General features: G+C 72.7%; 21 protein-coding genes and 3 tRNA genes. 18 read left to right on the plus strand and 6 right to left on the minus strand.

Going from position 1 to position 24,785, the window contains the following annotated elements:
- Positions 1-103 precede the first annotated feature (103 nt).
- The 4 genes from mug to BU198_RS03605 form a co-directional block, all read right to left on the minus strand.
- On the minus strand, positions 104-664 hold the full coding sequence (gene mug, locus BU198_RS03590; protein WP_188295392.1) for a G/U mismatch-specific DNA glycosylase: 561 nt from the start codon (positions 662-664) through the stop codon (positions 104-106).
- A 14-nt stretch (positions 665-678) separates the two neighbouring features.
- Positions 679-1,740 carry a phosphatase PAP2 family protein gene (locus BU198_RS03595; RefSeq protein ID WP_188295355.1) on the minus strand — a complete coding sequence of 354 codons (1,062 nt, stop codon included), beginning with the start codon at positions 1,738-1,740 and terminating at the stop codon, positions 679-681.
- A 180-nt stretch (positions 1,741-1,920) separates the two neighbouring features.
- Entirely contained in the window at positions 1,921-3,000 is a 1,080-nt protein-coding gene (locus BU198_RS03600) for an aminopeptidase P family protein (protein WP_188295393.1), read from the minus strand.
- A gap of 657 nt (positions 3,001-3,657) precedes the next feature.
- Positions 3,658-4,989: an MFS transporter gene (locus BU198_RS03605; RefSeq protein WP_188295356.1), complete on the minus strand. Its 1,332-nt coding sequence runs from the start codon at positions 4,987-4,989 to the stop codon at positions 3,658-3,660.
- A 174-nt stretch (positions 4,990-5,163) separates the two neighbouring features.
- Between BU198_RS03605 and BU198_RS03610 the strand changes: the two genes are divergently transcribed.
- Both BU198_RS03610 and BU198_RS03615 read left to right on the plus strand, forming a co-directional pair.
- On the plus strand, positions 5,164-5,820 hold the full coding sequence (locus tag BU198_RS03610) for an ArsR/SmtB family transcription factor (RefSeq protein WP_188295357.1): 657 nt from the start codon (positions 5,164-5,166) through the stop codon (positions 5,818-5,820).
- 42 nt (positions 5,821-5,862) lie between these two features.
- Entirely contained in the window at positions 5,863-6,357 is a 495-nt protein-coding gene (locus BU198_RS03615) for a hypothetical protein (protein ID WP_188295358.1), read from the plus strand.
- 141 nt (positions 6,358-6,498) lie between these two features.
- On the opposite strand, the gene BU198_RS03620 is transcribed toward BU198_RS03615, so the two are convergent.
- Positions 6,499-6,987 carry a YajQ family cyclic di-GMP-binding protein gene (locus BU198_RS03620; protein ID WP_188295359.1) on the minus strand — a complete coding sequence of 163 codons (489 nt, stop codon included), beginning with the start codon at positions 6,985-6,987 and terminating at the stop codon, positions 6,499-6,501.
- 218 nt (positions 6,988-7,205) lie between these two features.
- Here BU198_RS03620 and BU198_RS03625 point away from each other — a divergent pair.
- The 8 genes from BU198_RS03625 to BU198_RS03660 all read left to right on the plus strand — a co-directional run bounded on the left by BU198_RS03625 (position 7,206) and on the right by BU198_RS03660 (position 18,144).
- Positions 7,206-7,286: transfer RNA gene (locus BU198_RS03625), tRNA-Tyr, on the plus strand.
- A 437-nt stretch (positions 7,287-7,723) separates the two neighbouring features.
- A complete protein-coding gene (locus tag BU198_RS03630) occupies positions 7,724-9,556 on the plus strand; it encodes an APC family permease (RefSeq protein WP_188295360.1) in 1,833 nt (610 codons plus the stop codon).
- Positions 9,557-10,044: 488 nt separating this feature from the next.
- On the plus strand, positions 10,045-10,134 hold the full coding sequence (gene kdpF / locus BU198_RS03635; RefSeq protein ID WP_035794954.1) for a K(+)-transporting ATPase subunit F: 90 nt from the start codon (positions 10,045-10,047) through the stop codon (positions 10,132-10,134).
- Between the two features lies 1 nt (position 10,135).
- Positions 10,136-11,800, plus strand: coding sequence for a potassium-transporting ATPase subunit KdpA (gene kdpA, locus BU198_RS03640; RefSeq protein WP_188295361.1), 1,665 nt, complete (start codon positions 10,136-10,138; stop codon positions 11,798-11,800).
- Complete coding sequence (gene kdpB, locus BU198_RS03645; RefSeq protein ID WP_188295362.1) at positions 11,800-13,983, plus strand: potassium-transporting ATPase subunit KdpB; 2,184 nt, start codon at positions 11,800-11,802, stop codon at positions 13,981-13,983. The genes kdpA and kdpB overlap by 1 nt, the downstream gene beginning before the upstream one ends.
- A gap of 19 nt (positions 13,984-14,002) precedes the next feature.
- Positions 14,003-14,638 (plus strand): potassium-transporting ATPase subunit KdpC, encoded by a 636-nt coding sequence (gene kdpC / locus BU198_RS03650; protein WP_188295363.1) that lies wholly within the window; start codon positions 14,003-14,005, stop codon positions 14,636-14,638.
- Between the two features lie 80 nt (positions 14,639-14,718).
- Positions 14,719-17,394 carry a sensor histidine kinase gene (locus BU198_RS03655; protein ID WP_188295364.1) on the plus strand — a complete coding sequence of 892 codons (2,676 nt, stop codon included), beginning with the start codon at positions 14,719-14,721 and terminating at the stop codon, positions 17,392-17,394.
- Positions 17,395-17,469: 75 nt separating this feature from the next.
- Positions 17,470-18,144 carry a response regulator gene (locus BU198_RS03660; RefSeq protein ID WP_188295365.1) on the plus strand — a complete coding sequence of 225 codons (675 nt, stop codon included), beginning with the start codon at positions 17,470-17,472 and terminating at the stop codon, positions 18,142-18,144.
- 325 nt (positions 18,145-18,469) lie between these two features.
- Here BU198_RS03660 and BU198_RS03665 read toward each other — a convergent pair whose 3' ends face one another.
- Positions 18,470-19,738: a hydrolase gene (locus BU198_RS03665; protein ID WP_188295366.1), complete on the minus strand. Its 1,269-nt coding sequence runs from the start codon at positions 19,736-19,738 to the stop codon at positions 18,470-18,472.
- Positions 19,739-20,017: 279 nt separating this feature from the next.
- On the opposite strand from BU198_RS03665, the gene BU198_RS03670 reads away from it, so the two are divergent.
- The 8 genes from BU198_RS03670 to BU198_RS03705 all read left to right on the plus strand — a co-directional run bounded on the left by BU198_RS03670 (position 20,018) and on the right by BU198_RS03705 (position 24,769).
- Positions 20,018-20,090 (plus strand) — tRNA-Thr (locus BU198_RS03670).
- Positions 20,091-20,132: 42 nt separating this feature from the next.
- Positions 20,133-20,205, plus strand: a tRNA-Met gene (locus tag BU198_RS03675).
- An 83-nt stretch (positions 20,206-20,288) separates the two neighbouring features.
- Positions 20,289-20,453: a 50S ribosomal protein L33 gene (gene rpmG / locus BU198_RS03680; protein ID WP_006604855.1), complete on the plus strand. Its 165-nt coding sequence runs from the start codon at positions 20,289-20,291 to the stop codon at positions 20,451-20,453.
- A gap of 116 nt (positions 20,454-20,569) precedes the next feature.
- Positions 20,570-21,028, plus strand: coding sequence for a MaoC family dehydratase N-terminal domain-containing protein (locus BU198_RS03685; protein WP_188295367.1), 459 nt, complete (start codon positions 20,570-20,572; stop codon positions 21,026-21,028).
- 5 nt (positions 21,029-21,033) lie between these two features.
- On the plus strand, positions 21,034-21,456 hold the full coding sequence (locus tag BU198_RS03690) for a MaoC family dehydratase (RefSeq protein ID WP_188295368.1): 423 nt from the start codon (positions 21,034-21,036) through the stop codon (positions 21,454-21,456).
- 108 nt (positions 21,457-21,564) lie between these two features.
- On the plus strand, positions 21,565-22,131 hold the full coding sequence (locus BU198_RS03695) for a TetR/AcrR family transcriptional regulator (RefSeq protein ID WP_223243885.1): 567 nt from the start codon (positions 21,565-21,567) through the stop codon (positions 22,129-22,131).
- A 90-nt stretch (positions 22,132-22,221) separates the two neighbouring features.
- On the plus strand, positions 22,222-23,667 hold the full coding sequence (locus BU198_RS03700; protein ID WP_188295369.1) for an MFS transporter: 1,446 nt from the start codon (positions 22,222-22,224) through the stop codon (positions 23,665-23,667).
- A 19-nt stretch (positions 23,668-23,686) separates the two neighbouring features.
- Positions 23,687-24,769, plus strand: a complete 1,083-nt coding sequence (locus BU198_RS03705) for a UDP-N-acetylmuramate dehydrogenase (RefSeq protein ID WP_317619948.1) — start codon at positions 23,687-23,689, stop codon at positions 24,767-24,769.
- Positions 24,770-24,785: the final 16 nt, after the last annotated feature.

Genomic DNA, 24,785 nt, shown 5'->3' on the forward strand with positions numbered 1-24,785 from the left:
CCGGCTCGCCGCGCTCGACCTGGCCCTGCTGCCGGGGTGAGCGCGGCGGGCGGGACCCGCTGCCGGGCGGGCCGCCGGCGGCCGTTCGGCCTTCGACGGCCGTTCAGCCTTCGACGGCTGTAGAGCCCTCGACGGCCTCCCGGAGTTTGCGGAACTCCTCGGCCAGCCCGTCCAGGGTGTAGTGGGCGTTGAGTCCGCTGGGGTTCGGCAGCACCCACACCTCGGTGTCGCCGATGCCCTCCGGCTGGCGCCCGATCGCGGCCCGCCGCTGACCGAAGGCCGTCCGGTAGGCGCCGATGCCGAGCACGGCCAGGACGCGCGGGCGCAGCCGCAGCACCCGTTCGCGCAGTGCGGCGCCGCCCTCGCGCAGCTCCTCGGCGGTCAGCTCGTCCGCCTTGGCGGTGGTGCGCGGGGCGACGTTGGTGATGCCCAGGCCGAGCGCGAGCAACTCCCGCTGCTCGTCCGGGCGGTACTGGTGCCCGGTGAAGCCGGATCGGTGCAGGGCGGGCCAGAAGCGGTTGCCGGGGCGGGCGAAGTGGTGGCCGGTGGCGCCGGACCACAGGCCCGGGTTGATGCCGCAGAACAGCACCCGCAGCCCGGGCCCGGAGACGTCCGGGATGGTGGTGTCCTTGGCGGCCAGCAGTTGCTCGGCGGTGGGCTTCATCGGTGCGCTCGGGTTCACCCGGCCAAGTCTGCCGGGCCCTTCGTTGGAGCCTTCGCCGGGGCCGCGGCCGGAGCCGGTGCGGAGGCCGAAGCCGGAGCGGAAGTGGCGTCGGCAGCACGGCGGTTGCGCAGCCGGCGCAGCCCGTACACCACCGCGGCCGCGTAGGCCCAGCCGACGAAGACGTCGATGATGAAGTGCTCCGCGCCGTAGACCAGGGTGAAGGTCATCGCGAGCGGGTAGGCGACCAGGACCGCCCGCAGCCAGCGCTTGGCGGTGGGCCAGAAGAAGAACAGCAGCATCGCCGGGTAGGCGGAGTGCAGCGAGGGCATCGCGGCGACGTCGTTGGCGAACTGGCTGCCGTTCTCCAGCAGCGAGTCGGCCTGCGGCAGCCCGCTCAACGAGATCACCTCCCAGACCACCCGGGACAGGTGCGGCAGGTTGCCCGCCTGGGAGGTCAGCCACGGCGGCTCGGCCGGGTAGAGGAGGTAGGTGGCGAAGCCCGCGAAGGTGAGCGTCAGGTAGGCGGCCAGCAGCTGCCGGAACCGGTGGTGCGCGCGCCGCCAGAGCACCGCGAGCAGCAGGAAGACGACGAAGAAGTGCGAGAGGTAGACGGCCACCGCGGCGTAGTCGTACCAGTGCGGTGAGCCGGGGGTGTAGAGGGCGTGCTGGAGCCGGACGGTCCAGGTCTCGCCGAAGCCGAGCACCTCGTCGAAGCGCAGCTGCGGCAGCCAGTGCGGGGCCCACGGGGTGTGCGCGCCGTAGCCGCGCAGCAGCGAGTACGCCCACACCACGGCCATCACCGGGACCCAGTCGCGCAGGACCAGGAAGAAGCCGCGGGGGCCGTGCCCGCTGTGCACGGCGGCGGTCAGCAGGGCGGCGATCAGCCAGAGGAACAGCACGTCGTTGGCGGAGGGGATGCCCTCGGTGCGCAGGAACCAGAGGAGGCACGTCAGGTAGAGCGGCCAGGCCAGCCAGCGGAGTCTCGACCAGCCCGTCACGCGTGGGCGGGGCGGAGGCACCGGGCGCGGCTGCCCGGCCCGCACGTCGTGCGGGGCCGGGGGGAGGGTCTTGGTCATGCGCACCGAACCTACCAACCCAAACTTGGAGGACTCTGGGTGAAATATGACCGGTTCGTAAGAACGCTCGATCCGGTCGACACCCGGTTCGACGGACGATCCGAAGGACGGTTCGACAGGTGGTTCGACAGGTGGGTCGACACCCGGTGCGACCGGCGGTCGGACGCCGGTGGGGCACCGTCAGGCCACGATGCCCAGCTCGTGCGGAGTGTTGTTGAAGCGGCGGCCACCGGCCGGGGTGACGGTGACGATGTCCTCGATCCGCACCCCGAACCGGCCCGGCAGGTAGATCCCGGGCTCGATCGAGAAGCACATGCCGGGCACCAGCGGCCGCTCCTCGCCCTCGACCAGGTACGGCGGTTCGTGCGTGGTGGTGCCGATGCCGTGCCCGGTGCGGTGGATGAAGTACTCGCCGTACCCGCCGTCGGTGATCACCCGGCGGGCGATCCGGTCGATCTCCTGGCAGCCGATCCCGGGGCGGACCGCCTCGAAGGCGGTCTGCTGGGCCAGCCGGACCAGGTCGTGCACCTTCCGCACCTCGTCCGGGACGTCCGGGCCGACGTGCACCGTCCGGGTGGTGTCGGAGCCGTAGCCGTCCTTGAGACCGCCGAAGTCCAGCACCACGGTGTCACCCGTACGGATGACCCGGTCACCGGCCTCGTGGTGCGGGTCGGCGCCGTTCGGGCCGGAGCCGACCACCGTGAAGTCGACCTGGCTGTGCCCGTACTGGATGAGCAGCGCACCGAGGTCGGCGGCCACGTCGGTCTCCCGGCGGCCGGCGAAGCCGACCTCCAGGATGCCCCGGTAGGCGGCGTCCGCCGCGCCGCCGGCCGAGGCCAGGCGGTTCAGCTCCTCGGTGTCCTTGACGGCACGCAGCATCGGCAGCGTCTCGGTGAGCGAGGTGAAGGAGACACCGGGCAGCGCGGCCTGGAAACCGAGCAGGTGCAGCGCCCAGGTGTTGTCGGAGACGCCGTACCGCCCGGCCGGGTCGAGCAGCGGGCCCGCGGTGGCGAACGGGTCCGCGCCGTCGGACCAGTCGAGCAGCCGGACGGCCGGGGCGCCGACCGCCTTCGCGGCGTCCGGTCGCTCCAGCGTGGGGACGACCAGCGTGGGTTCGCGTCCGGCGGCGAGGACGAGGGCGGTCAGCCGCTCGGTGATCGCGGTGGGCGTGTAGCCGCACAGGTAGGCCAGGTCGGGGCCCGGGGCGACGACCAGGCCGGACAGCCCGGCGGCGGTCGCCTCGGCGGTGGCGCGGGCCATCCGGGCGGTGTGGTCCTCGACGGTGAAGGGGCGGGGCACGGTGGTTCCTCCTCTGCGGCCGGACGGGCTCTGTTGAGCCTCCGTCGCGTCAACTCCATCACTTGACGGTGGAGTTGGTGAAGCCCGAGGGGAGCATGCGGCGTGATCCGGGCGGTGCGGCGATCCCTTCCCGGTGGCCCGGGGTGGCCCGGGTGGGGCCTCGGACGGGTTCCTCGGGGGCAGGGTGAGGTGCGGTGGGGCGAGGTGCGGCAGGGCGCGGACCGGGCCGTGGGCCGTGGCCCGGACGTGGCGCAGGCCGGCCAGCGCGGCGGCGGCCAGCAGGGCGAGCGCCGGCCAGGACGGTCGACGGGTGGCGGCCGTGCGGGCGGTGCCGCCGATGTCGTCGGTGCCGCCACGGCCGGGCGGGGGCGTGTCCGTGGAACTCATCCGGTACTCCTCCCGGTGCGGCGCCACTCGGCCCCGGCCGGTCCTGGCCGGCCGCTCGGGGCCGGGCCTGCGGGCCGTGGGGGTTCAGGCGCCTGGTCCGGCGCCGCGGGGTCGCGGCCGATCCCCCGGAAGGACCCCGGAGGGCGAGCCGTACCCGGCCAGTTCACCCGGTTGCCTGGCCCGCCGCATGCGGCGGGGGCCGTGCGGGTGACCGGCGGCAGGCCCGGGGCGTCAGTCCTGTCCGGCGGCCGGCGCGGCAGCGGGCCACGTGGCGCGGCGCAGCGTGGGGCTCGCGGTCGCGGCCAGCAGGGCGGCGGCGAGCAGGGCGCTGATCGCGACCAGCACGGTGGCGGGGGAGGAGCGGTCCAGCAGCAGGCCGGCGACGAAGGTCCCCGCGGGCATGCCGGCCGTGAGCAGCGTCATGGTCGCCGCGATCACCCGGCCGCGCAGCGCGTCCGGGACCTGGCGGAAGACCAGCAGGTCGAGCATCACCCGCAGGGACGGCACGCCCGCGCCGAACACGAACAGTGCGGCGAAGACGGTCGGCGCCCCGCCGGGCAGCAGCGGCGCCAGCGGGACGGGTACGGCGCTCCAGGCCACCGCCAGCAGCAGCACGCCGGGGCCGGCCAGCCGGTGCAGCCGGGCGACCAGGACGGTGCCGGCCAGCGCCCCGACCGCCTCGCCGGCCAGGGCCAGGCCGATCCCGGCGCTGCCGGTGCCGTGTTCGTGCAACAGCACCATGACGGGCAGCAGCAGCGCGGCCCCGGTCAGATTGATCACCAGCAGGACGGCCAGGGCGGTCCGCAGCAGCGGGGAGGCGGCGAGGACGCGGAAGCCGGCCAGGGCGTTGCCCCCGGCGCTCCGGTCGGCAGCCCCGGACTCGTGCGGGCTGGGGAAGCGCACCACGAGGGCGGCGGTCAGCGCGAGCAGCGAGGCGAGCGTGGCCCCGAGGAAGGGGACCGCGCGGCCGAGCCCGAACAGGAATCCGGCCAGCGGCGGTCCGGCCAGCGCGGCGCCGCTCATCCGGGCCTCGTCCTGGGCCAGCGCCTGGGACAACTGCTCCGGCGGGACCACCGAGCGCAGTGCGAGCAGCCGGACCGGGCCGCTGTAGGAGACGGTCGCGCCGATCACGGCGGCGACCAGCAGCAGGTGGACCAGGTTCGGCGGACCGAACGCCAGGGCGGCCGGGACGCTGGAGAGGGCGAGCAGCCGGGCGCCGTCGGCGGCGATCAGCACCCGGCGGCGGTCCGCCCGGTCGGCCACCACGCCGCCGTGGACGCCCAGCAGCAGGGCGGTGGCCATCTGTACGGCACCGAATGCCCCGGCGGCGGTGGAGGAGCCGGTGAGCGCGAGGACCAGCAGGGGGAAGGCGGTGTCGCCGATCACCATGCCGAGGGTCGCGGAGGCCTGGCCGGCCCAGAGGGCCTGGAACCGCAGGTTGCGCCTCAGCGGTACGAGCGGAGCCGGTGCCGGCGACGGCGGTACGGACGCAGGCGGTACGGGCGGAGGCGGGTCGGCCGGTTCGGGGTGCGCCGCTGCCGTCACCGTCGGCTGGTCCGTCATGTCCGGCCTCCATCGTTCGCACTCTCGCCATCGTTCACGTTGAGGTGAATGGTGACGTAATCATGATTGCTTACGCAAGGCTGATTGGTTGTGGAAAGGTGATCGATGGCTCAGCGGTGAGCGCTCACCGCTGCGTGATTGCCGACGGAGCGGGCGATCTGGAAGGGTGGGCCCGTGGTCGAGCACGCACCGGAACCCGCCGACAGCGGCGAACAGCAGCCCGTCACCTGGGTCAAGGAGCGCCAGGTGTCCGACGTCGCCGTGCTCAAGGCGCTGGCCGACCCGCTGCGCCTGGCCATCCTCGGCGCCCTGCAGTCCTCCGAGGACCGCCCGCTGACGGCCAAGGAGCTCGCCGCCCGGCTCGACGAGCCGCAGACCAAGCTCTACCGGCACATCAAGCAGCTGGAGAAGGCCGGGCTGGTCCTGGTGGCCGGCACCCGGCTGGTCTCCGGCATCGTGGAGAGCCGCTACCGGGCCGCCCAGGGAGCGATCCGGCTGGCGCCGGAGATGTTCACCGCCGACTCCCCGGCCCGCTCCGGGGCGTACGACGCCATGCTGGCCGCGATGGACCGGGTGCGGACCGACTTCCGCGTCAGGATCGCCGAAGGCCGGCTGGACTTCGGCCGGCCGTCGGGCGGCTCGGGCCCGCCGTCCGGACTGTTCGCGGACTTCGCGCTGCGGCTCAGCCCGGACCGGCTGGACCGGCTGCGCTCCCAACTGGCCGGAATCTTCGACGAACTGAACGAGGAAGGGCCGAGTACGGCCGAGGACGCGCTGGACGTGACCGTCTTCACCCTGCTCTACGGTCTCCGACCGGGCACGGAATCATAAATTCCGGGCCGACTGTCGGCGCGGTGGGACACCATGTCCGGCATGTCCTACGAACTCCAGGCGCTGATAGGAACATCGGAGCTGCTGACGGTCGCCGCGGCGGAGGTCCCGGCCGCCAGGGTGGTGCCGTTGCGGCAGGGATTGGCGCTGATCCCGGTCACCTCCGCCGTCCTCGCCGCGCTCCAGGGGGACGGCAGCGTGCGCAGGCGGGGCGGCGGGGCCGGGTTCGGCTGGCACTCGGACGGCTTCGAACTCCGGCTGGCCGCCTGGTCGAAGGCCGGCCCGATCGCCTGTGTCGAGGCGGAGTACTTCGGCGGCAGCGGCACCCAGCGCGCCGCCGTCTGGACGGACGGCAAGGTCGTCCTCGGTCCGCTCACCATCGGCGAGTTCGAGCCCGCGCCGGCCGAAGGCACCCCGATCTCCCGCGCCCTGCGGGGCATCGGCGCGCGCACCGAGGAGGGCCTGGCGGACGAGTTCGAGTCGGTCGGCCTGGCCCGGCGCCGCAGCACCGACGGCTGGGCGGAGTCGGCCGGCTGAACCGGGCACGGGCGCCCCGAGCCTCTGCGGCCGGACGGACGCAAGGAACGGGGGCGCGGCACCGAAGAAGGTTTCGGTGCCGCACCCCCGTTGCGTCCCGTGGCCGCTCCGAGCCCGCGTCCCCGCCGGCCGGGGCCCGTACTAGCGGTAGTTCACGTACTGGATCGCGAAGTCCAGGTCCTTGCCCTTGAGCAGGGCCTGCACGGCCTGGAGGTCGTCGCGGCTCTTCGAGCTGACGCGCAGCTCGTCGCCCTGGACCTGCGCCTTGACACCCTTCGGGCCCTCGTCACGGATGATCTTCGCGACCTTCTTCGCGTCCTCCGTGGTGATGCCCTCCTTGATGTTGGCGAAGATCTTGTACTCCTTGCCGGACAGCTGCGGCTCGTTGGCGTCCAGCGCCTTCAGCGACAGGCCGCGCTTGACGAACTTGGTCTGGAGGATGTCGAGGACGGCGCGCACGCGCTCCTCGCCGTTCGCCTTCATCTCGATCTTCTCGCCGGAGCGGCTGATCTCGGCGCCCACGTTCTTGAAGTCGAAGCGCGTCGCGATCTCGCGGGAGGTCTGGTTGATCGCGTTGTCGACCTCCTGCCACTCGACCTTCGAGACGATGTCGAAACTGGAGTCGGCCATGGGTGTTGGTCTCCTTGATGCTCTGGCTTCACTGGCGCGGGCCCGCCACACCGGGTGCCCGCGGTCCCAGCCTATCCAGCGCCACACGGGCCCCGCCCGTAGCGGCAGCCCCTGGCTTCTTGATCGTCGCGTGATCTATCGAGTGGCGGAGCACCCCCCGGGATCGGGTATGGTTTACCAAGTCGAACGGGGTGAACACCCCGGGAAACGAAGATCCTGGCTGGTTGCCCGAGCGGCCAAAGGGAGCAGACTGTAAATCTGCCGCGTAAGCTACGCAGGTTCGAACCCTGCACCAGCCACAGGATAGAGAACAGCCCCTGATCTGCGGAAACGCAGACAGGGGCTGTTCTGTTTGCCCCGGGCCGCCCGTGCGCCGCCCGGGTGTCCCCGCCGCTCCCCGTCGTCCCCTCGTCGCCCCCGGACGGGCTTCCGGGCGAACTTATTGCACATTGCTTGCAATTACGGGTGTCAGGCAGCAGAGTGGGGTGCCGGGGGTGGGAGTCCTTCGACAGAGCTGATCGTCTTCCCAGCCGGCGACCGCCGGGACAACGGCTCGCCCCACCCCCGCCAACAGCTACCGGGCGGCGCCCGGAGTGGCGCGGCGGTTGCCTCGTGGGGGCATCAAGAGGGCGTCAGGGCCGCTCGTGGCGGCGTCAGGAACGCGTAGGGCCCGCGGGGCGGCGGGGATGCGGACCGCAGGATCGGACCAACTCACCGACTGCGGAGGTCCCGTCCGATGTCCAGCGCCATCACCACTGCGGCCGTCACGGCCGAACCCGAGCCGCCTGATACCGGTACGGGCGACGAACGGCACCGGCTCAGCGCGCTCGGTGGGCTGGCCGCGCTCTCGCTGGACGCCATGGCCTCGGTCGCGTACGGGCCGGAGTCGATCGTGCTGGTGCTGGCCGCCGCCGGTGCGTACGGGCTGGGTTTCACACTGCCGGTCACCGCGGCGATCGCCGTGCTGCTGGCGGTGCTGGTCGCCTCCTACCGGCAGGTGATCGCGGCGTTCCCGGACGGCGGCGGCTCCTACGCGGTGGCCAAGGCGCACCTGGGCCGCAGGACCGCGCTGACCGCGGCCGCCTCGCTGGTCGTCGACTACGTCCTGAACGTCGCGGTATCCGTCACGGCCGGCGTGGCCGCGCTCACCTCGGCCGTACCCGGCCTGTTCGGCGACCGGGTCTGGCTCTGCCTGGGGGTGCTGGCGCTGGTCACCGCGGTGAACCTGCGCGGGATCGCCGAGTCGGCGCGCTGGTTCATGGCGCCGACGGCCGTCTTCGTCCTCTCCATCCTGACGATCATCGTGGCCGGCCTGCTCCGGGACGCCCCGGCCAGCACCGCGGCCGCCGCCGGCCACGCCTCGACGCTCGCCGAGAACGCCACCACCGTCGGCGCGCTGCTGCTGCTCAAGGCCTTCGCGGCCGGCTGTTCCGCGCTGACCGGGGTGGAGGCGGTGGCCAACGCCGTCCCCTCCTTCCGCACCCCGCGGGTCAGGCGCGCGCAGCACACCGAGGTCGCGCTCGGCGCCCTGCTCGGCGTGATGCTGATCGGGCTGGCCGTGCTGATCGGGCGCTTCCACCTCCAGCCGGTGGAGGGCGTCACCGTGCTCGCCCAGCTCGCCGACGCCTCGCTCGGCCACGGCTTCGGCTTCTACGTCGTCCAGTTCGCCACCGTGGTGCTGCTCGGGCTGGCCGCCAACACCTCCTTCGGCGGGCTGCCGGTGCTGCTCGACCTGCTCGCCAGGGACAACCACCTCCCGCACCTGTTCGCGCTGCGCGCCGACCGCCAGGTGTACCGGTACGGCGTGCTGTTCCTGGCAGGGGTGTCGGCGGCGCTGCTGGTCGGCTCCGGCGGGGACGTCAACAGCCTGGTGCCGCTGTTCTCGATCGGCGTGTTCGTCGGCTTCACCATCTGCCAGGTCGGCATGGTCCGGCACTGGCTGCTGCACCGGCCCTCCGGCTGGCGGTGGAAGTCCGCGCTGAACGGTTTCGGCGCGCTGCTCACCGGCGTCGCGGCGCTGGTCGTCACCGGCACCAAGTTCACCGAGGGCGCCTGGGGCATCGTGGTGGCCCTGCCGCTGCTGGTGCTGCTGTTCGAGGCGGTCCACCGCAGCTACGCGCGGATCGGCGAGCGGCTGGAACTCGGCCGGGTGCCGGGACCGGTGACCAGGCAGCGCAGCCTGGTCGTCGTCCCGGTGACCGCGATCACCCGGCTGACCAGGGACGGCCTGTCGGCGGCGCTCTCGCTCGGCGACGAGGTCATGGCGGTGACCGTGGTGTACGAGCCGGCCGCGGCCGAGGCGCTGCGCCGGGACTGGGAGCTGTGGCAGCCGGGCGTGCCGCTGGTGGAGCTCCCGGACGGGCACCGCCGGCTGGGCCGGCCGATCGCGGACTTCGTCAACGAGCTGGGGGCGGAGCACGCCTACGACCGGCTGACCGTGCTGATCCCCGAGGTGGAGCCGGCCCGCTGGTGGCAGCGGGCGCTCCAGAACCGGCGCGGCGCCGTGATCGACCGTGCCCTGCGCCGGCACACCGACGCGGTGGTCTGCCGGCTGCGCATGCGGATGTGACCACGGTCGGTGACCACGATCGGTGACAGCGTCGGTGACCACCACGAAAGGCACCCGACAGGCCCCGGACGGCCCCGGGCGGCAGCCCGCCGCCCGGGGCCCGCGGCTTTCCTGGCGACGGCGCGGACCACGGCCACCGCCCGCGCCCAGACCCGCACCCCGGCGCGGACCACCACCCGCACCCCAGCGCGCACCCCGGCCGGATCTCGGCCCGATCACGACGGTCTCGGTCCGGTGAAGCGCCCGTCAACGTCGCGTCAACGTCGCGCTGTCACCCGTATGGACGGCGTCAGGGCCTCATAACGCGCCTCTGACGGCTGCTTTGCTGCATCTGCCGGTCGTCCGCCGGCGCCGCGCGTGCCCTCGGGCCCTGGTCGCGGCATCTCCCGAACCGCTCTGGTGGAGCCCATGTCCGATCTCATCTACGTCGGTGTCACGGTCGCCGTGTTCGCCGTCATCGCCCTGATCGCGCGGGGGGTGGAGAAGCTGTGAGCGTCGAGAACATCGCTGGTCTGATCGTGGCCGTCGCCCTCGTCGGCTATCTCGTCGTGGCGCTGATCTTCCCGGAGAAGTTCTGACATGGGATCCACTCTCGCGGGCTGGCTCCAGGCCGTCGCCCTCGTCGGCGCGCTGGCCCTGTGCTACCGCCCCCTCGGCGACTACATCGCCAAGCTCCTCACCTCCGCCAAGCACCTCAGAGTCGAACGCGGCGTCTACAAGCTGATCGGCGTCGACGGCGACGCCGATCAGCGCTGGCCGGTCTACCTCCGCTCGGTGCTGGCCTTCTCGGCCGTCTCCGTCCTCTTCCTCTACGGTCTGATCCGCCTCCAGGGCCACCTGCTGCTGAACCTGGGTGTTCCGCAGATGGAGGGCCACCAGGCCTGGAACACCGCGATCTCGTTCGTCGCCAACACCAACTGGCAGTCCTACGGCGGCGAGTCCGCGATGGGCCAGGTGGCGCAGATGGCGGGCCTGGCGGTGCAGAACTTCGTCTCCGCCGCCGTCGGCATCTCCGTCGTCGCCGCGCTGGTCCGGGGCTTCACCCGCAACAGGACCGACCGGGTCGGCAACTTCTGGGTGGACCTCACCCGGATCAACCTGCGCCTGCTGCTGCCGGTCTCGATCGTCTTCGCCCTGGTCCTGGCCGCCAACGGCGTGATCCAGAACTTCCACGGTTTCCACGAGGTCACCACCCTCGCGGGCGAGGTGCAGAAGATCCCGGGCGGCCCGGTGGCCTCCCAGGAGGTCATCAAGCTGCTCGGCACCAACGGCGGCGGCTTCTTCAACGCCAACTCGGCGCACCCGTTCGAGAACCCGACCGGTTTCACCAACCTGGTCGAGATCTTCCTGATCCTGGTGATCCCGTTCGCGCTGCCGCGGACCTTCGGCCGGATGGTCGGGGACAACCGCCAGGGCTACGCGATCGTCGCCGTGATGGGCCTGTTCTGGATCGCCTCGACGGCCCTGCTGACCCTCGCCGAGTCCCAGCACCACGGCAGCGCGCTCCAGGCCGCGGGCGCCGCGATGGAGGGCAAGGAGCAGCGCTTCGGCATCGCCGCCAGCTCGCTGTTCGCCGCCTCGACGACGCTGACCTCGACCGGTGCGGTGAACTCCTTCCACGACTCGTACACGCCGTTCGGCGGCGGGCTGACGGTCTTCAACATGATGCTGGGCGAGATCGCGCCCGGCGGTGTGGGCTCCGGCCTGTACGGCATGCTGGTGCTGGCGGTCGTCGCGGTGTTCGTCGCCGGCCTGATGGTCGGCCGCACCCCCGAGTACCTGGGCAAGAAGCTCGGCGGCCGGGAGATGAAGTTCGCCTCGCTGTACATCCTCACCACGCCGACGATCGTGCTGGTCGGCACGGGCGTGGCGATGGCGCTGCCGGGCGAGCGGGCCGGGATGCTCAACTCGGGTGCCCACGGCTTCTCCGAGGTGCTGTACGCCTTCACCTCCGCCTCCAACAACAACGGCTCGGCCTTCGGCGGCATCACCGTCAACACCGACTGGTACGACACGGCGCTCGGCCTGGCGATGATCTTCGGCCGGCTGCTGCCGATCGTCTTCGTCCTGGCGCTGGCCGGCGCGCTCGCCCAGCAGCAGCCGGTCCCGGCCACCCCGGGCACCCTGCCCACCCACAAGCCGCTGTTCGTGGGCCTGCTGTCGGGCGTGATCCTGATCGTCGTCGGCCTCACCTACTTCCCGGCCCTGGCTCTCGGGCCGATCGCGGAAGGTCTCTCCTCCTGATGTCCACCCCTACGCTCACCCCCGCACCAGCCGACAAGGCGGAGCCCGCCGCGCCGCACAGAGTGTCGAGCGGCCTGCTCGACCCGAAGCTGATCCTCGCGTCCCTGCCGGACGCGGTGAGGAAGCTCGACCCCCGGGTGATGGTCAAGAACCCGGTGATGTTCGTGGTCGAGGTCGGCTCGGTGGTCACCACCGTGTCCGCGATCGCCGACCCGTCCGTGTTCGCCTGGGCCATCACCGTCTGGCTCTGGCTCACCACGGTCTTCGCCAACCTGGCGGAGGCCGTCGCCGAGGGCCGCGGCAAGGCCCAGGCCGACACCCTGCGCAGGACCAAGACCGAGAGCGTCGCCCGCCGGCTCACGAACTGGCCGTCCACGAACGCCGAGGAGGAGGTGCCGGGCACCGCGCTGCGGCTCGGCGACCACGTGGTGGTCGAGGCCGGGCAGGTCATCCCCGGAGACGGCGACGTGGTCGAGGGCGTCGCGAGCGTCGACGAGTCGGCGATCACCGGCGAGTCCGCGCCGGTGATCCGCGAGTCCGGCGGCGACCGCTCCGCGGTGACCGGCGGCACCAAGGTGCTGTCCGACCGGATCGTGGTGAAGATCGCCTCGGAGCCCGGCAAGTCGTTCATCGACCGGATGATCGCCCTGGTCGAGGGTGCCGCCCGGCAGAAGACGCCGAACGAGATCGCGCTCAACATCCTGCTGGCCTCGCTGACCATCGTCTTCCTGGTCGCGGTCGTCACGCTCCAGCCGATGGCGACCTACGCGGGCGCCCCGCAGTCGATGATCGTCCTGGTCGCCCTGATCGTGGCGCTCATCCCGACCACCATCGGCGCGCTGCTCTCGGCGATCGGCATCGCCGGCATGGACCGTCTGGTCCAGCGCAACGTGCTGGCGATGTCCGGCCGCGCCGTCGAGGCCGCCGGCGACGTCAACACCCTGCTGCTGGACAAGACCGGCACCATCACCCTGGGCAACCGCCAGGCCGCCGAGTTCCTGCCGGCCCCGGGCGTGTCCACCGACGAACTGGCCGACGCCGCGCAGCTGTCCTCGCTCGCGGACGAGACCCCCGAGGGCCGCTCGATCGTGGTCCTCGCCAAGACCGAGTACGGTCTGCGGGCCCGCACCCAGGGCGAGCTGACCCACGCCACCTGGGTCCCGTTCACCGCCCAGACCCGGATGTCGGGCGTCGACCTGGCGGAAGCCGGGCCGGCGGGAACGGACGGCGCGGAGCGAGGCGACCCGGACGACGACAGCGGCGGCGGGCGACGGGCGGGCGGCCTCCGCCAGGTCCGCAAGGGCGCGGCCGGCGCCGTCTCCAACTGGGTCGCCGAGAACGGCGGTTCGGTCGGCGACGAGGTCTCCGCCCTGGTCGACGGGATCTCCGCCGCCGGCGGCACCCCGCTGGTGGTGGCGACCAGGGTCGGCACCAGGCCGGCCCGCGTCCTCGGGGTCATCCACCTCAAGGACGTCGTCAAGGAGGGCATGCGGGAGCGCTTCGACGAGCTCCGCCGGATGGGCATCAAGACCATCATGATCACGGGCGACAACCCGCTGACCGCCAAGGCGATCGCGGAGGAGGCCGGCGTGGACGACTTCCTCGCCGAGGCCACGCCCGAGGACAAGATGGCCCTGATCAAGAAGGAGCAGGAGGGCGGCAAGCTGGTCGCGATGACCGGCGACGGCACCAACGACGCCCCCGCGCTCGCCCAGGCCGACGTCGGCGTCGCGATGAACACCGGGACCATGGCGGCCAAGGAGGCCGGCAACATGGTCGACCTGGACTCCAACCCGACCAAGCTGATCGAGATCGTCGAGATCGGCAAGCAACTGCTGATCACCCGCGGCGCGTTGACCACCTTCTCGATCGCCAACGACGTGGCCAAGTACTTCGCGATCATCCCCGCGATGTTCGCCGGGGTGTACCCGGGCCTGAGCCACCTCAACATCATGGGCCTGCACAGCCCGCAGTCCGCGATCACCTCGGCGATCATCTTCAACGCCCTGGTCATCATCGGCCTGATCCCGCTCGCCCTGCGCGGCGTGCGCTACCGCCCGTCCGACGCCGGCTCGCTGCTGCGCCGCAACATCGGCGTCTACGGCTTCGGCGGCCTGGTGGTGCCGTTCGTCGGCATCAAGCTGATCGACCTGATCGTCCAGTTCATTCCCGGCCTCAGCTGACGGGGAAGGAGAGAAAACCATGTCCAAGCCCCTGCCGACCGCCGTGCGGACCCACTTCACGGCCCTGCGAGCACTCCTGGTGCTGACCGTGATCCTCGGGATCGCGTACCCGCTGCTGGTCACCGGCATCTCCCAGGTTGCCTTCACCGACAAGGCGAACGGCTCACCGGTCAAGGCCGACGGGAGGGAGGTCGGCTCCAGCCTGATCGGCCAGAGCTTCGACCTCCCGAAGACCGACCCCGGCGACCCGGAGGAGGAGGCCAGGCCGGACCCGAAGTGGTTCCAGCCCCGTCCCTCCGCGGCCGGGACCGGCTACGACGCGTCCTCCTCCGGCGCGAGCAACCTCGGCCCGAACAGCGAGGACCTGCTGAAGGCCGTCGAGGACCGCCGCGCCGCCGTCGCCGCGTTCGACGGCGTCGACCCGGCGAGCGTGCCGGCCGACGCGCTGACCGCCTCCGGCTCCGGCCTCGACCCGCACATCTCCGTCGCGTACGCCAAGGAGCAGGTGAACCGGGTCGCCAGGAACCGCGACCTGCCAGTGGAGACGGTGAACAAGCTCGTCGACGAGTCCACCGAGAGCCGCTCGCTCGGCTTCCTCGGCGCCGAGGGCGTCAACGTCCTCCTGCTCAACAAGGCGCTCAGCGAGCAGAAGTGACATCACCTCAAATGTGTGGGTGACCGGGCCGGCCCGCGTCCGCAGACGTGCACCGCCTCCCGATGGAAAGAGCAGCGCCCATGGCCCGCGACCTCACCCCCGGCACCGGAATCCGCGGCGGCCGGCTGAGGGTGTACCTCGGCTCCGCGCCGGGGGTCGGCAAGACCTACCGGATGCTGGACGAGGCCCGGCGCAGACAGGAGCGCGGGGTCGATGTCGTGGTCGGGTTCATCGAGTGCCACGGCCGGCGCCGCACCGAGGCCATGCTGGCCGGCCTGGAGGTCCTGCCGCGAGCCCACCGCTCCTACCGGGACGCCGAGTTCGAGGAGATGGACCTCGACGGCGTGCTCGCCCGCCACCCGGCCGTCGTGCTGGTGGACGAGCTGGCGCACACCAACATCCCCGGCGGCCGGCACGCCAAGCGCTGGCAGGACGTCGAGGAACTGCTCGCCGCCGGGATCGACGTCATCACCACCGTCAACATCCAGCACCTGGAATCGCTGAACGACGTCGTCCGGAAGATCACCGGCATCCCGCAGCGCGAGACCGTCCCGGACGAGGTGGTCCGCCGGGCCGACCAGATCGAACTCGTCGACATGGCCCCGCAGGCCCTGCGCCGCCGGATGGCCCACGGCAACGTCTACAAGGCGGAGAAGGTGGACGCCGCGCTCTCCAACTACTTCCGGGTCGGCAACCTGACCGCCCTGCGCGAACTCGCCCTGCTCTGGGTGGCCGGGCGGGTGGACGAGGGCCTGCGCGACTACCGGGCCAGCCACAACATCGACCGGGTCTGGGAGACCCGCGAGCGGGTCGTGGTCGCCCTCACCGGCGGCCCCGAGGGCGAGACCCTGATCCGCCGCGGCGCCCGGATCTCCGACCGGACGGCCGGCGGCGAACTGCTGGCCGTCCACGTCTCCCGCAGCGACGGCCTGGCCGGCGCCTCCTCCGCCGCGCTCGCCCAGCAGCGGCAGCTGGTGGAGACCCTCGGCGGCAGCTACCACGTGGTGGTCGGCGACGACGTCCCCACCGCGCTGCTCACCTTCGCCCGCGCCCACCACGCCACCCAGCTGGTGCTCGGCACCAGCCGCCGCGGCCGGATCAACCGCTTCCTCACCGGCCCCGGTACCGGGCAGACCACCGTGGACGACTCCGAGGACATCGACGTCCACATGGTCACCCACGAGTTCACCGGCCGCGGCCGGCTGCCCTCGCTCGGCCGCCGGCACTCCCGGCGCCGCACCATCGCCGGCTACCTGGCCGGCCTCGCGCTGCCCTGGCTGCTCACCGGCCTGCTCTCGCAGGCCGACCACAGCATCAACCTGACCACCGACGCGCTGATCTTCCAGCTCGGCGTGGTCATCGTCGCCCTGCTCGGCGGCGCGGTGTCGGCCCTGGTGGCGTCGGTCGTCGCCTCGGTGCTGCTCAACTACTACTTCATCCCGCCGATCCACAGCCTGACCATCGGCGAGACCAACAACATCGTCGCCCTGGTGGTCTTCGCCGCCATCGGGCTCACCGTCTCCACCGTGGTCGACCACGCCGGACGGCTCACCAGCCGGGCCGCCAGGGCCACCGCCGAGGCCGAGACCCTCTCCACCCTGGCCGGCAGCGTGCTGCGCGGCGCCGACGCGCTGCCCGCCCTGCTGGAGAAGTCCAGGACGGCCTTCGGCATGCGGGCCGTCGCCCTGCTCTCCCGGGCCGACGGCGAGGTGCTCGCGTGCCGGGAGGACGACCCCAGGGGCGACGGCGCCGGGCCGCACGAGACCACCGAGGTCCCGGTCGGCGCGGACGCCGTCCTGGTGCTCACCGGTCGCCGGCTGCCCGCCGCCGACCAGCGGGTGCTGACCGCCTTCGCCGCCCACGTCGCCGCCGCGCTGGAACGCGACCGGCTGGCCGTGGCCGCCGCCGAGGTCGAGCCGATCAAGGCAGCCGACCGGATGCGCACCGCCCTGCTCGCCGCCGTCAGCCACGACCTGCGCACCCCGCTGGCCGCCGCCCTCGCCTCGGTCGGCTCGCTGCGCAGCCCCGACGTCGAGTTCTCGCCCGAGGACCAGGCCGAACTCCTCGCCACCGCCGACGAGTCGCTGGTCAAGCTCACCCGGCTGGTCGACAACCTGCTCGACATGAGCCGCCTCCAGGCCGGCGCGCTCACCCTGCACCTCACCGTGACCCACCTGGACGAGATCCTGCCCCGGGCGCTCGACAGCCTCCCGGACCCGTACGCCCCGATCCAGCCGCTCGACTTCGACACCGTCCCGCCGGTGCTCGCCGACCCGCCGCTGCTGGAGCGGGTGCTCGCCAACGTGATCACCAACGCGCTGCGGTACAACGCCCCCGGCGCACCCGTCCTGGTCACCGCCAGCCACCACGCCGACCAGGTCGAGATCCGGGTGATCGACCGCGGCCCCGGCATCGCCCCGGAGGACCGCGACCGGGTCTTCCTGCCCTTCCAGCGCCTCGGTGACACCGACAACACCACCGGCGTCGGCCTCGGCCTCGCCCTCTCCCGGGGCCTCGCCGAGGCGATGGGCGGCAGTCTGGAGGTCGAGGACACCCCGGGCGGCGGCACCACCATGCTGCTCACCCTGCCCGCCGCGGACCCTGCCGCCACCGAGCCCGCTCCCGCCGAGCCCGCTCCCGCCGAACCCACTTCCGTCGAACCCACTTCCGTCGAACCCACTTCCGTCGAACCCACTTCCGTCGAGCCCACTTCCGTCGAACCCGGAGACCCCGGGGAGGAGCCACCGCATGAGTGAGCGAAGCGCGCCCCGCGAAGCGACCGTCGATCGGTGGGGGCATCCCCGGCCGCGGACCGGGGGAGAGGCGGAGGCATGAGCGAGATCCTGGTCGTCGACGACGAGCCCGCCCTGCTGCGCACCCTGCGGATCAACCTCAGCGCCCGGCAGTACGCCGTCCGCACCGCCGCCAGCGGCGGCGAGGCGCTCGACCGTGCCGCGCACTCCGTCCCGGACGCCGTCCTGCTCGACCTCGGCCTGCCCGACCTCGACGGGATGGACGTGCTGCGCGGTCTGCGCACCCGCAGCGCGATGCCGATCATCGTGCTCTCCGGCCGGACCGACGCCGCCGACAAGGTGGGCGCCCTGGACGCGGGGGCCGACGACTACCTCACCAAGCCGTTCCTGATGGACGAACTGCTGGCCCGGCTGCGCGCCGTGCTGCGCCGGCCGCAGACCGGCCCGCCGCCGGGCCGGCCGGTGATCGGCGACCACACCGTGGACCTCGCGGCCACCACGGTGAACGGCCCGAACGGCCCGGTCAGGCTCACCCCGACCGAGTGGCGCATCCTCGCCCTGCTGCTCGCCGACCCCGGCCGGCTGGTGCCGGGGAGGCAGATCCTGCGCGAGGTGTGGGGCCCGGCCCAGGAGGGGCGCGGCAACTACCTGCGGGTCTACTTCGCCGGGCTGCGCCGCAAGCTGGAGCGGGACCCGGCCCGGCCGCGGCACCTGATCACCGAGCCGGGGATCGGGTACCGGTACGTGCCGTGAAGGACTGGTACGTGCCGTGACGGACCGGCGCGCGGTCGTCGGTGCGCGCCGTCAACGAGCCGTCAACGAGCCGTCAAGAGCGGCTCTCCGGGCGACAGGAGGGCGTCAAGGCCGTCCGGTGGCGGTGCTTCGCGGGCGTAGCGTCGGTGGTGAAGGAGCGGGCCCTGCTCCGTGTGGGGGAGGTCTGGGGCCGCTCCGGCCGCCGTCCACGGACGGCCAGCAGGTGGGGGAGGGGCGCGCGACATCCGTCGCGCGCCCCCATGTGCTTTCCGGGCCGGACCCGAGCCGGTCGCGAGCCGGGCCCGCGGCCCGAGCCAGGCCAGGATCAGCAGTCGGTGCCGCCGGACTGCCGGGGCAGCGCCAGCGCCACCGTGTCCGCGAACTCCCGCACCGCGCTGGTCCGGCTGACCACCCGGCCGCTGTGCACCACCAGCCGGCTGTGCCCGCCCGCGAGCGCCCCGGACAGGCTGTCCCCGCGCACCGCCAGCAGCTCCGCGGGGAACCCGGCGTCCACCCGGACCGGCGGCAGGCCGAGCGCCGCCCGGGCCCGGTTCGCCACCGCGTCGTACGCCTCCTGCGGGTCCAGCTCCCCGCCGGCCGCCAGCAGATAGGCCGACTCCAGCGGATCGGCCCGGCCGACCGGGTTGGACGGATCGCGCAGCGCCCCGCTGCCCGCCGCCAGCGGCACCCGGGCGTCCGCCAACTCCCGTACCAGGCCGGGCCGCAGGCCCGTCGTCCGGCCTTCGATCCCGGTGCAGCAGCCGCTCTGCGGCAGGCAGACCACCCGCACTCCGCTGGTCGCCAGCACGGTCGACGCGCCCCGGGGCAGCGACCCGCACGGGCCGAGCGTCACCCGTGGCCGCAGTGGCGCCAACGCCCCTGCCATTCGGGCGAGTTGGACCGGGTCGGCGGCGCTGGTGTGCAGGTCCACCGGGCAGTCCGCCTCCCGGGCCGCCTCCAGCAGCAGCTGGACGTAGCCGGCCGGGTCCGGGTCCAGTTCGGGGCAGCCGCCGGCCGCGGTGGCGCCCAGCTTGAGCGCGTCGCGCAGCTGGGCCCGGCCGTCCGCGCCGGCCCGTCCGGTGAGCAGCCGGGGCATCGCCACCGCCTGGAGCTCGGCCAGCCCGCGCAGCGCCTGCCGGGCGGTGAGCACCGCCTCCAGCCGGCGCAGCCCGTGCACGTCGCCGATCCGGACGTGGGTGCGCTGGGCGGTGGCGCCGTAGCCGAGGGAGGTCAGCGCGGCCTCGGTGACCCTGCGGGTGAGGTCGGCCGGGGTGTCCGGCGGCGGGGTGGACAGGGCGGCGGAGAAGGCGGAGTCGTAGTGGGCGTGCGCCTCGGCGGGGGCCGGCAGCAGCAGGTAGCCGCGCAGGTCGATCCGGGCGCCGGTGGTGACGGTGGGAGCGCCGGGCAGGGCGGGCAGCGGGCCGAGGCTGCCGACGGTGCCGACGGCCTGGATCCGGTCGCCGCTGATCCTGACGTCCACCACCCGCCCGTCGGCCAGCCGGGCGCCGGTGAGCAGCAGGACGGGGCCGTGCCCGAGCGGGTTGGCCGCCGGGCCGGGCCCGGAGTGCGGCCCGTCGGCGGCTGCGCTGTCCATCGCCGGCTCCTTCTCGGGGCGGCCCGTGCGGTCGGCCCCCGTACGGCTGGCCGGTACCGCCGGCCAGTCCTCCCGATCAATGAGCGCCGAGCCTATGGGCCCGGGGGGCGGGGCGCCGGGAGGCGGGCAATAGTCGTATCGGGTCGGGCCGCGGGGCCCGGGGGCCGATCGAACGCCGGGCCTTGGATCGTTCGTCCGTACCCCTCGCCCACCTGCGGTCTTCGCCGCGGGATACGGATTTCACCTCCGGGCGCGGAACGTGTAATCTCTTCCTCGTTCGCCCCTATAGCTCAGTCGGTAGAGCGTCTCCATGGTAAGGAGAAGGTCTGCGGTTCGATTCCGCATGGGGGCTCGGTGAGAAACGGTCAGCTTCGGCTGTGCCGCGGATCACTGTGGCGGTGTAGCTCAGTTGGTAGAGCAAGCGGCTCATAATCGCTGTGTCACCGGTTCAAGTCCGGTCACCGCTACCCCGCGTAGTCGGTCGGGAGATCGCACTCCCGGTCGGCTACTCTTGTCGTGTTCTTATTCGTTGTCCAAGGAAGGCACTCCCGTGGCTGCCACCGATGTCCGCCCGAAGATCACGCTGGCCTGCGTGGAGTGCAAGGAGCGGAACTACATCACCAAGAAGAACCGGCGTAACGACCCGGACCGTCTTGAGATGAAGAAGCACTGCCCCCGCTGCAACTCGCACACCGCGCACCGCGAGACCCGCTGACCCTCTTGCAGGGCAACGGGCCTGCGTGACACCAGGTCTTCGACTCCGGACCGCATCCCTCACAGGGGTGCGGTCCGGAGTCTTTTTCGTATCCATCCGCGTGACGAGGAGCTGCCATGGCGCTCGACCCCTCCTTCATCGGGCGTAGTTACCCGCCCACCGAGCCGTACGAGGTCGGCCGGGAGAAGATCCGCGAGTTCGCGGCCGCGATCGGCGACGCCAATCCGGCGTACACCGACCCGGAGGCGGCGAAGGAACTGGGCCACCCCGATGTGATCGCCCCGCCGACCTTCCCGTTCGTGATCACCTACCGCGCGGCCGGCCAGGTGGTCGAGGACCCGGAGCTGGGCCTGGACTTCAGCCGGGTGGTGCACGGCGACCAGAAGTTCGCCTACACCCGCCCGGTGCGGGCCGGTGACCGGCTGTCGGTCTCGGTGACCATCGACAACATCAAGTCACTGGCGGGCAACGACGTGCTCACCGTGCGTGGCGAGGTGACGGACGCGACCGGCGAGCACGTGGTGACGTCGGTCATGACCCTGGTGGCCCGGGCCGCCGACGAGGCGGGGGAGTGAGCGCGATGGCGATCAGCTACGACGAGGTCGAGGCCGGCACCGAGCTGCCGGCGCAGTCCTTCCCGGTGACCCGCGACGCGCTGGTGCGGTACGCGGGCGCCTCCGGTGACTTCAACCCGATCCACTGGAACGAGAAGTTCGCCCTGGAGGTCGGCCTGCCGGACGTGATCGCGCACGGCATGTTCACCATGGCCGAGGCGATCCGGGTGGTCACCGACTGGGTCGGCGACCCGGCCGCGGTGGTCGAGTACGGCGTGCGCTTCACCCGCCCGGTGCCGGTGCCGAACGACGGGGTGGGCGCGGTGGTCGAGGTCACGGCCAAGGTCGCCAAGAAGCTGGACGGCGGCCGGGTGCAGGTCGACCTGCTGGCCACCACGGGCGGCCTGAAGGTGCTCGGCATGGCCCGGGCCGTCGTCCGGCTCGGCTGAGCGGCCCGCCCGGCCGGACGGCGCGGCGGCCGGAGCCCCGTACCCACGGGAACTCCGGTCCGGCCGCGGGTCTTGCGCAGATAGTGATTGACCACTAACTTGATATCCATGGCGAAGTCGAGCATCAGGATGAGCGCGGAGGAGCGGCGCGAGAGCGTCGTCCGGGCCGCCCTGACCGAGTTCGCCAGGGGTGGGTACCACGGCACCTCCACGGAGGCGATCGCCCGCCGGGTGGGCGTCTCGCAGCCGTACCTGTTCCGGCTGTTCCCGGGCAAGCAGGCGATCTTCGCCGCGGCCGCCGAACGCTGCGTCGAGGAGACCTGGCGGGTCTTCGACGAGGCCTCGGCCGGGCTGTCCGGCGAGGAGGCCGCCGAGGCGATGTCCGTCGCGTACATGGGCCTGGTCGAGGACCGTGACCAGCTGATGATGCAGATGCAGATCTACGTCTCGGTCTCCGCGGCGAGGGCGGCCGGCGAGGAGGAGGTCGGCGAGGCCGCCCGGCGGCTCTGGGCGGACCTGTTCGACCGGGTCAGGATCAGGATCGGCGGTGACGTGAAGGACGCCACGCGGTTCTTCGCGCACGGCATGCTGATCAACACCCTGGTGGCGCTCGGCTACCCGCAGGACCACCGGGTCTGGAGCGGCCTGGACGAGTGCAAGGCGCCCGAGCAGTAGTCCGGCCGCGCGGTGTGTCCGTGCGGCCTCTTTTCGGCCCATCAAAGTTATTGAGCAATAACTACCTAGAGGAACCTGGGGGAAGAAGTCATGACGGAGAAACCGGCCTTGGGCAGGGCCGCGATCTGGACCCTGGTGATCGTCAGCGTGGCGAGCTTCATGGCCGCGCTGGACAACCTGGTGGTCACCACCGCACTGCCGTCCATCCGCGAGGAGCTCGGCGGCGGGCTGTCCGACCTCGAATGGACGGTCAGCGCCTACACCCTGAGCTTCGCGGTGCTGCTGATGTTCGGCGCCGCCCTCGGCGACCGCTTCGGCCGCCGCCGGATCTTCCTGGTCGGCCTGGCCGTGTTCACCGCGGGCTCCGCCGCGGCCGCGCTGTCCCCGGGCATCGGCGAGCTGATCGCCGCCCGCGCCGTGCAGGGCACCGGGGCCGCGGTGATGATGCCGCTCACCCTCACCCTGCTCACCGCCGCCGTGCCCGAGGCCAAGCGGGGGCTGGCCTTCGGCATCTGGTCGGGAGTCAGCGGCCTCGCCGTCGCCGCCGGGCCGCTGATCGGGGGCTCGCTGACTGAGCACTTCTCCTGGCAGTGGATCTTCTGGGTGAACGTCCCGGTCGGCCTCGTCCTGCTGCCGCTGGCCTTCCTGCGGCTCGGCGAGAGCCGGGGCGAGGGCCGGGCGCTGGACGTGCCCGGAACCCTGCTGGTCAGCCTGGGGATGTTCGGGATCGTGCTCGGCCTGATCCGCGGCAACCCGGACGGCTGGACCAGCCCGCTGGTCCTCGGCACCCTGATCGGCGGCACCCTGCTGCTGGCCGTCTTCGTCTGGTACGAGCAGCGGGTGGCCGCCCACCCGATGCTGCCGATGCGGCTGTTCCGCAGCCGGGCCTTCTCCGCCGTCAACGCGGCCAGCCTGCTGATGTACCTGGGGATGTTCGGCTCGATCTTCCTGATCAGCCAGTACCTCCAGGGCGTCGGCGGCTTCAGCCCGCAGGAGGCCGGCATCCGGATGCTGCCCTGGACGGCGATGCCGCTGCTGGTCTCGCCGGTCGCGGGCATCGTCTCCGACCGGATCGGCGGCCGGCCGATCGTGGTCGCCGGGCTGGCGCTGCAGGCCGTGGGTCTGGCGCTGTTCGCCCTGGTCGCGGACGGGAGCACCGGCCTCGACTACGTCGCCCAGATCCCGGCCATCGTGATCAGCGGGATCGGCATGTCGCTGTACTTCGGCCCGACCGCCCAGCTGGTGATGGCCAGCGTCCGGCCGCAGGAGCAGGGGATCGCCTCCGGCGCCAACAACGCGCTGCGCGAGATCGGCGGGGCGCTCGGGGTCGCGGTGCTCGCGGCGGTGTTCTCGGAACAGGGCGGCTATCAGTCGGCGCGGGCCTTCACGGACGGGCTGGTCTCCGCGCTGTACGTCGGCGCGGCAGCCGTCGCGCTCGGGGCGCTGGCCGCGGTGTTCATCCCGCGGCGGCGCAGGTCGCCGGTCGCGGCGGCGGGGGAGCCGGCCGGGCAGCGGGCCGAGCCCGCGCGGATCTGAGGGCCGCCGGGTGGCAGGGGTGCCGGGGGGCACCCCTGCCACCCGTACGCTGGTGGGCGTGCTGGTAGAAAACGACGCTCCCCTCGCCCCGCTGACCACGCTCCGGCTCGGCGGCCCGGCCCGCCGCCTGGTGACCGCGCACACCGACGACGAGGTGATCGCGGCCGTCCGCGAGGCCGACGCGGCCGGCGAGCCGCTGCTGGTCCTCGGCGGCGGTTCCAACCTGGTGATCGGCGACGCCGGCTTCCCCGGCACCGTGCTGCGGATCGCCACCGAGGGCTTCGTCCTGGACGGCACCGGCCTGGAGGTCGCGGCCGGCGAGAACTGGTCCGAGGTGGTCCGCCGCACCGTGCTGGACCACGAGCTCGCGGGCATCGAGTTCCTGGCCGGCATCCCCGGCTCGGTGGGCGCCACCCCGGTGCAGAACGTGGGCGCGTACGGCCAGGAGGTCGCGCAGTCGATCACCGAGGTGGTCGCGTACGACCGCTCCGCCGACGAGGTGGTCACGCTCTCGAACGACGGGTGCGCGTTCTCCTACCGGCACAGCCGCTTCAAGGCGGAGCCGGACCGCTACGTGGTGCTGCGGGTCCGCTTCCGGCTGGAGGACGGCGGCGGGCTCTCCACCCCCGTCCGCTACGCCGAGACCGCCAGGCACCTGGGCGTCGAGCAGGGCGAGCGGGTGGCGGTCGGCACGGCCTGGAACGCGGTGCTGCTGCTGCGCGCCGGCAAGGGCATGGTGCTGGACCCGGCGGACCACGACACCTGGTCGGCCGGCTCCTTCTTCACCAACCCGGTGCTCACGGCCGCGCAGTACGAGTCCTTCCGCACCCGCCCCGGCGCGGAGGACGCCCCCGCCTACCCGGCGCCCGAGGGCCGCACCAAGACCTCGGCGGCCTGGCTGATCGACCGGGCGGGCTTCGGCAAGGGCTACGGCACCGGCCCGGCGACGCTCTCCACCAAGCACACCCTGGCGCTCACCAACCGCGGCGCGGCCACCGCCGACGACCTGCTGGCGCTGGCCCGGGAGATCCGGGACGGGGTCCGCGAGGCCTTCGGGGTGGAGCTGGTGAACGAGCCGGTGATGGTGGGCGTCAAGCTCTGAGCCGGTACGGCGGCGG

It is taken from the genome of Streptomyces sp. CBMA156 (assembly GCF_014596515.1).
Lineage (GTDB): Bacteria > Actinomycetota > Actinomycetes > Streptomycetales > Streptomycetaceae > Kitasatospora.